The sequence below is a fragment of the Arthrobacter sp. TB 26 genome (assembly GCF_000427315.1).
Taxonomy (GTDB): Bacteria; Actinomycetota; Actinomycetes; order Actinomycetales; family Micrococcaceae; genus Arthrobacter.
Genome location: NZ_AUPJ01000087.1, coordinates 46226 through 53143, shown reverse-complemented (window position 1 = coordinate 53143; position 6918 = coordinate 46226). Strand labels below are relative to the sequence as shown.

6 protein-coding genes (1 of these 6 running past the window's edge) are annotated in these 6918 nt (G+C 62.0%); 3 read left to right on the top strand and 3 right to left on the bottom strand.

Annotation, left to right across the window (positions count from 1 at the left end):
• Positions 1 to 3087, bottom strand: partial view of a DUF3427 domain-containing protein gene (locus K789_RS0102200; protein ID WP_416352784.1) — the 5' portion only. Its footprint begins 225 nt before the window's first position; the window shows 3087 of its 3312 coding nt (coding positions 1-3087); its start codon is at positions 3085 to 3087; its stop codon lies off the left edge, out of view.
• Positions 3088 to 3260: 173 nt separating this feature from the next.
• Between K789_RS0102200 and K789_RS22080 the strand changes: the two genes are divergently transcribed.
• Positions 3261 to 3896, top strand: a complete 636-nt coding sequence (locus tag K789_RS22080) for a helicase-associated protein (RefSeq protein ID WP_237739482.1) — start codon at positions 3261 to 3263, stop codon at positions 3894 to 3896.
• Entirely contained in the window at positions 3889 to 4629 is a 741-nt protein-coding gene (locus K789_RS23840; protein ID WP_024365315.1) for a hypothetical protein, read from the top strand. Before K789_RS22080 ends, K789_RS23840 begins: the two co-directional genes overlap by 8 nt.
• Here K789_RS23840 and K789_RS25930 read toward each other — a convergent pair.
• Both K789_RS25930 and K789_RS0102185 read right to left on the bottom strand, forming a co-directional pair.
• Positions 4616 to 5146 (bottom strand): hypothetical protein, encoded by a 531-nt coding sequence (locus K789_RS25930; protein WP_128081541.1) that lies wholly within the window; start codon positions 5144 to 5146, stop codon positions 4616 to 4618. The genes K789_RS23840 and K789_RS25930 overlap by 14 nt on opposite strands.
• A 128-nt stretch (positions 5147 to 5274) precedes the next feature.
• Positions 5275 to 5751: a hypothetical protein gene (locus tag K789_RS0102185; protein WP_024365314.1), complete on the bottom strand. Its 477-nt coding sequence runs from the start codon at positions 5749 to 5751 to the stop codon at positions 5275 to 5277.
• A 193-nt stretch (positions 5752 to 5944) separates the two neighbouring features.
• On the opposite strand from K789_RS0102185, the gene K789_RS0102180 reads away from it, so the two are divergent.
• Positions 5945 to 6883 (top strand): hypothetical protein, encoded by a 939-nt coding sequence (locus tag K789_RS0102180; protein WP_024365313.1) that lies wholly within the window; start codon positions 5945 to 5947, stop codon positions 6881 to 6883.
• Positions 6884 to 6918 lie beyond the last annotated feature (35 nt).

The window sequence follows — 6918 nt, the reverse complement described above, 5'->3', positions numbered from 1 at the left end:
GTCCGCCGGCATCGGCCGGTGCAGCCTCCACGTGATCGCGATCGGCTTCTCGCCCGAATGCTGCACGTAGTCCACCTGCCCGAGACACGTATACGGAACAGTAAGGCCTGTCTCGTCCTCTGAGGTGTCACGGGTGAAAATCAGGATCTTCGATCCGTGCGCGGCCCGGTCCAGGTAGCGCCTGCCCGCCGGACTTCCGGGCGACGTCGCGTTCTGCGACTCCCAATGGAACAGCTCCGGGCTGATGGCATAGTCCTTGTACATCGTCGTGGCCGAATGTTTCTTGTCGTCCTTGTTGAGCGTGACGAAGAAGGCATCGGTGGACGTCGCCGGGCACCAGGCCACGCCCTCACGGTGCTGCACGTTCTTGCCCAGCTCCAGCGATCCATATTGCAGCGCTGCCAGGACCTCCTCACGCCGGTACGTGGCGTGCGAAAGCAGCGGAACGTGCTGCAACCCCGCGCCGAGGCCCTTTGCGGCGTGCTTGGACGCTGCCACTCCGAGCTTCACGATCTGGCGGATCTCGCTGCAGACAAAATGGTAGCCGCGCAGATAGTCCAGGCCGGCGTCGTACGACTGGAAACCGGCGCCGTCGTCCCACAGCGTGTAGAACAGCATGCGGGCGAGCGTCTGCTCCCGCATGCCGAGGTCCGCGTAGCGGGGCGCGTCAGCCCCAACCAACATCGAGTATGCTTCGGCCCGTTCCGGATCATCCACATGGATCAGCGCAGCCATGCGGCTGAGGAGCTTTTTCTCATCCGCATCGGACAGCTCCTGGATCTTGCCGCTGAGGACTGCCTCGAGCGGCGAGAACCCCTCGATCAAGCCGGCCTGGCGCAGGTAGCCGGTCCACGAATCCCTGGTGGACCGGTAGATCGACTTCACGTCGCTCCCGGACCGCTGTAGATACGCCTCCAGCTCGGTCTCCGCGTACGAGGCGATGTCCCGGACCAGCTGCGCCCGGTTGAACCGCAGCTGCGCCTTGATGTTGTCCAGCACCACTTTCTGCGCCACCCGGTCCAGGACAATCTGCGAGCCAGACGGCAGGTAGGGGAATTCGTCCTCGACGGCCTTTTCCAGCTCCTTGCGCCCGTAACCGGTCAGAGCCCGGTAGCGGAGGTCGAAGCGGAACTCGCGGCGTTGCTGGCCGATGAAGTCCATGACGGTGAGCACCGCTTTGCCCTCGGCACGGCGGAGCCCGCGCCCCAGCTGCTGGAGGAAGATTGTGGCACTCTGCGTGGGCCGGAGCAGCAGAATGGTGTCCACCTGCGGCAAATCCAGGCCTTCATTGAAGAGATCGACGGCGAAGATGCAGTTGATCTCCCGCCGGCGGAGCCGCTCCAGCGCCGCCGCGCGGTCGGCGTCGTCGGTGCTCCCGTCCACTGCAACGGAGGCGATCCCGGCCCGGTTGAAGACCTCGGCCATGTAGTGGGCGTGCTGAACCGAGACGCAGAAGCCGATGGCCCGCATCTGGTCCGTGCTGGTGACCTTGTCGCGCACTTCGCGGATCACCTTGGCGGCGCGGGCGTCGTTGCCTGTGTAGAGATTGCTCAGCTGCGCGGTGTCGTAGTTGCCGCGCGTCCATTCCAGCTGGCTCAGGTCAACATCGTCCGAGACGCCGAAGTAGTGGAACGGCACCAGCAGATCGGCGTCCAGGGCGTCCCAGAGGCGCAGTTCGCTGGCGGTGCGGCCGTCGAAGAACTGCTTGGCGACGTCGACGCCGTCGCCGCGTTCCGGCGTCGCGGTCAGTCCGAGGAGCTGCTGCGGCTGCAGGTGGTCAAGCAGCCGGCGGTAGGTGGGCGCCATGGCGTGGTGGAATTCATCGATCACCACGACGTCGAAGAAGTCGGCTGCCTGCTGTTCAATGCCGAGGGATGACAGCGACTGGACGGAGGCGAAGATGTGCTTCCACTGCCGGGGTTTGTGTTCCCCGACGTAGAGTTCGCCGAAGGCGCCGTCCTGCATGACGTCACGGTAGGTGCGCATGGCCTGTTTCAGTATTTCCTGGCGGTGGGCGACGAAGAGCAGCTTGAGGTCTTTGCCCGCCGCTTCGCAGAGGCGCTTGTAGTCCAGTGCGGCGATGACGGTCTTGCCGGTGCCGGTGGCTGCGACGACGAGGTTGTGGTTGAAGCCCTTGAGCCGTTCGGCTTCCAGGTCCTCGAGCATTTCCTCCTGGTGGAGGTAGGGCTGGACTTCGAGGCCGGTGGCTGCTCCGGGGATTGCTGTTCGCCGGCTGCCGTTGCGTTCCAGGGCTGCGTCCAATTTTTCGCCGTCGCGTTCCGGATCGTAGCTCTGGAAAGCGCGCTGTTCCCAGTAGCTGTCGAAGGTGACCTCGAACTTGTTAAGGAGTGCGGGCGTGCCGACGGAGCTGAGCCGGACGTTCCATTCCAAGCCGTCCAGGAGCGCGGCTTGGCTGAGGTTGGAGCTGCCGACGTAGGCGGTGTCAAAGCCGGAGTTGCGGCGGAACAGCCAGGCCTTGGCGTGCAGCCGGGTGGCCTGGGTTTCGTAGTTGATCTTCACTTCGGCGCCGTAGCGGTGGACGAGTTCGTTGATCGCGCGACGCTCCGTGGCACCCATGTAGGTGGTGGTGATGACGCGGAGTTTGGCCCCGCGCTCCTTGAGTTGCGCGAGGGCCGGTTCGAGGAGCCTCAGTCCGGTCCAGCGGACGAAAGCGCAGAGCAAGTCGACGGTGTTGGCGGATTCGATCTCGGTCCGGAGTTCCGCGGCGAGGTTTGGATCGTCCTTGCTGTTGGTGAGCAAGGCCGAGTCGCTGAGTTTGGTGGTGGGTCGGCGGAGACTTCGGCGCTTGAGCGTGTCCGGGCGGTGGAGGGACTGGAGTTGGGTGGGACCGGGGGCGATGCGGTCCGTGGTGTCCAGTTCCTGGAGGAGCCTGTTCGCTAGGGCGACGCGGTCGGCCGGTTTGGCTGCAGCTAGGGCTTTTCGCACGGCGTCGGCGACGTGGCGGGAGAGGATGTCCGGGGAGGCTTCGTCTTCGATTTCTGCGAAGACCGGCTGCAGATCAGACCCGTTATTCAGCAAGCTGCCGAGCGCATCCGTGTTGAGTAGTTCGTACAAGCCCTCGGGCAGCTGCTCCGCCGCCACTCCCCCCATGGAATTAGTCACTGCGCCAGGGTATTGCCTTCCAGCGCGAGAAACATGGCAACCCGCCAGCAGGGTCAATAAATGGCGACTCCCCTAACCGCTTCTCATCACTGTTTGGGCACGGGCGTGGCAGGATGGGTCCCATTATGGACAGGCGGTTGCGGCGCGCACCGGATGCTGAATGGGTGCTGATGTACCGGCTCGGACTGAGCCGGAAACGCATCGCTGAGCTCGTGCGCGCCGAACCGGCCGCCGTCGGCTACCACCTGGTGATCGCCCGCCGCCAGGACCCGGGATTCGAAGCCGAACACCGGGCCGCCGCCAGCGCCGCTCCCGTCCCTCACCCCTCCCCCACGGACCTTGCCCGCATGGCGGAGGTCATCGCCTGGGTCCTGACTGAAAGCCGGCTCCCCGAGGACCGTGCCGGCGACCGGGCCGAAAGGTCGATGGCACGCTGGATCTCCACACGCCGCCGCGAGCCGGCCCAGGGCACCCTGGACCCTGCCTACAGCCAGGGCCTGGCCCGGGTGCCGGGGTGGGCCGGGAACCGCAGGGGAGCAACGGACGAGGTCAGATGGCAGGGCCGTTTGGCCGGCTCGTGGATTTCCGTGCCGAGGGCCACGATTGGCCGCGGCAAGTGGTCCCGGACAGAGAAAGCAGCGGCTGGCGCGGAGCCTGCAGCGGCGGCTGGCGAGGCGAGATGTGGGAACGGGTCACATCCCCGGCCGCCGCCGATCTCACACAGGGGTAACAGACGTCGACACAGCGGTGGCCTTGGCTCGTCTCGTGCATGATGAGTTCGAGTCGTTTGGGACCGGCGCCAATCCCTACGCCGACGGGCGGATGGATGACGACGATTCCGCCCGGGCCCTGCTCGCACTGCGACAGGTTCTCAACCGCCTTCGAATTGACTTCACTCCCCCGTTCAGAGATTTTCGGACATTCCGTCAATTCTGGATTAGCGAAGGAGCCGCAAACAGCTACCAAGCGCGCCGGGACATGCTAAGCCGCCTGATCGACCACATTCACGAGCAGCTGGTGGAGCTCGAGCTCGCCACGTTCGAGTCAACGCTCAGTGATCCAATCTCTCCCCGCGGAAGAACCGGGTGGCCCCGAGTCGATGAAAAATTAGCCGAACTACGCCGGCACTTCAGCCAAGCGCGCTCTGAGCAAGACTTTCGCAACATCGGCAATGACTGTGTCATAGTCCTTGAATGCCTAAGCGCGACCGTCTACAACTCGGATAGGCACCTCCGCGAGGGTGAATCCGAGCCACCGGCCGGCAACACAAAGCAACGGCTCGAACGTTACGTGGAAGTGGAACTTGCAGGCGCGGCTAACGCAGAGCTCCGGAAGCTTGCCAGAGCCACCATTGAGTTTGCTCAGGCGGTCAAACATCGGGGGACTGGATACCGAAGGGACGCTGGCGTCGCCGCCGATAGCGTGATCCAGCTGGCCAATATCATGCGCCGTATTTCACCAGACATCATGCAGCACATGGCTGCGGGTACTACTATGCCTTGGTGATGTCCCCGACTGCAGTCCTCACTCCTGTTACAAACTGGTGGCGCCACCAACGAACAGGAAATGGAATTGGTTGTGAATGCAGCAGCGGAAGATTCGCCTGACGGAGTGGGTTCTCTAAGACTTTGAAGATGCCCGACAGGCAAACGACGACCCCGTCTGGGCGGAGGTCCAACGCTGCGGCCACGCAACTATCGGCGTACTCTCTCCACATCCGTCGCCTCAGGCTCTTCTTTCCTTTGTTGATTGGGTGCGGGACGAGATCGATTACGAAGACGCCGTCGTCACGAAGTCTTTCCAGCCAGGGCCTTTTATCAGTTCCGGGTTCCAGGTCCTTTGCATCGTAGAGAGCGTGGACGACACCGCAAAAGAGGTTGTCATGACCTGACAGAGTCGGAGCGTAGAAGAATCTCGGCTCACTTTCCCCGGCGTCTGGCGCTGACTCTCCGATGAGCAGAAGCCGCACGTGTTCCGGACGCCATTCCGCCCTCAGAGATTCGTACCAGGATGGTTCTGCCACAGACTCTCCTTGTTCGCCGTCACCGGACAGCCTTACTGGCCGCCAGTGCGCAGAAGGTCATGGCAAATATTCTCAGTCGGCACTGACAAAAGCGCGATTGCTTCCTGACTTGGGTCCCGACCACGCCGTCAACGATCATTGCCTTCAGCCACCCGCAAGATCTGAGCAACCTCTGGGGTCATGGAGTAGCGCTCACCGTCCCAACCCCAGATGTAGTGCCAAGAAGTACCTCTAGGCGTGGTGTACATCGGAAGGCCCGCGCGGCGAATTGCCTTTCCAACGCCCCCGAGTACGCCTGCGACGCCCGATTTGCCCTTCGGATGTCCGGTTAGAGTGGCGAACTCCTCTGGAAGGAGGTACACCGTCTCTTCCTTGGCCGCTTTTATGAGGTAATGAAGAATCCTACGTCCCGGAAACGAGATTTCGCTCCATAGGTTTGCTGCGATTGCCGGCGCTTCATCTGTTTGGATCCAGGAAGGGACAGTACCGGAAGGCAACTGAGTGGGCGCGTCAGGGTCGGAGATGTTGGCAATGAACTCACCGAAACGGATGTAGAAGTCCTCAACTCGATGTGCGGGGACATGGACGGTGATCGGAATAATCATGCGAGCTCCAAGATAGGTTGCAAGATAGGTTGGTACGTACCTACTGTTCCCCCGTCGGAACGACTTGTCAAGGAGGGTTGTAACCCCCCTTGAAGCGAGATGCTGCGCCGCCTCACAACCTTGGAATTTGGGACAGGCCGTGGCGGAAGGGGAGTGAGCGGCCAAGCACCGGCTGGATGGAAGGATAAAGGGCATGGACCTCTACCCCACTGACATGATCGCCGGCTTAGCACTCCTGGTGGCATGCGTTGCGGCGTGGACCACGTGGCGCATACACAAGGACTCGGGTGGCAGGGTCCAAGTCCAGATGAACGCTGCCGCCTATTTTCCCTACGCTGGCACCGGCAGGTTGGAACGGAGCGACAAGGGCAAGTTCTTCCTCAAGGAATCCCCGGAACCGTCAGTGGAGCTCGCGCAGATCATCATCGAAAATCCAGGCCGCACGGGCGTGACAGTAACAGGCGTCGGCCTACGTATCGAGGGGCTTAACCGGGCGAATCACACGATCATCACGCCGCGATCCTTCCTTCTCGAAGGTTATGGGGGATCGGACGCGCGGCCAGAGGACTACTTCCGACTCGAACCCTATGATCGAAGGACACTCCTGTTCGACTACTGGTCCATCGTCGATGCAGAGTTCGACAAGGATCCATCACTCCGAGAGCTGACGATCCGTGCAGAGGTCACTGTCGCAGGACATAGCAACTCTTTCGACTCGAAGCACCATGGGTACTGGAGAATCCAACGAGACTTTGTCAGCGCGGTTGGCGGACACACCACTCGCCGGCCACGGAACATCATCCTCGCTGAATTCCTCCGGTCCAACTCACGGGAATTAGCAGCAATCAATTACATGGACCAATACGCAGTCACCGTGGAGGACACCACTGACCTGAACTGGAACTACACCAAGTTCGAGGAACACCTGCAGCAGCTGCTCGAGGACCCATGCAGGGATCTGGTGCACCTTACTGACCCGCCACTCTTGCATCACAGCGCAATACTCCAAATCTTCAATCAGCTCCAGCGCCTGGGGCCGAAGGCCAAACCTTTCCCAGTACTGGACCACCGAAAGCACTACTACAAAGCGCGGCATCTTACTCCAAGGACAGAGATCAACGCCGGCAATTGATCCGAACTTCGCGGCTGCCAGGTCGTAACAAGCAG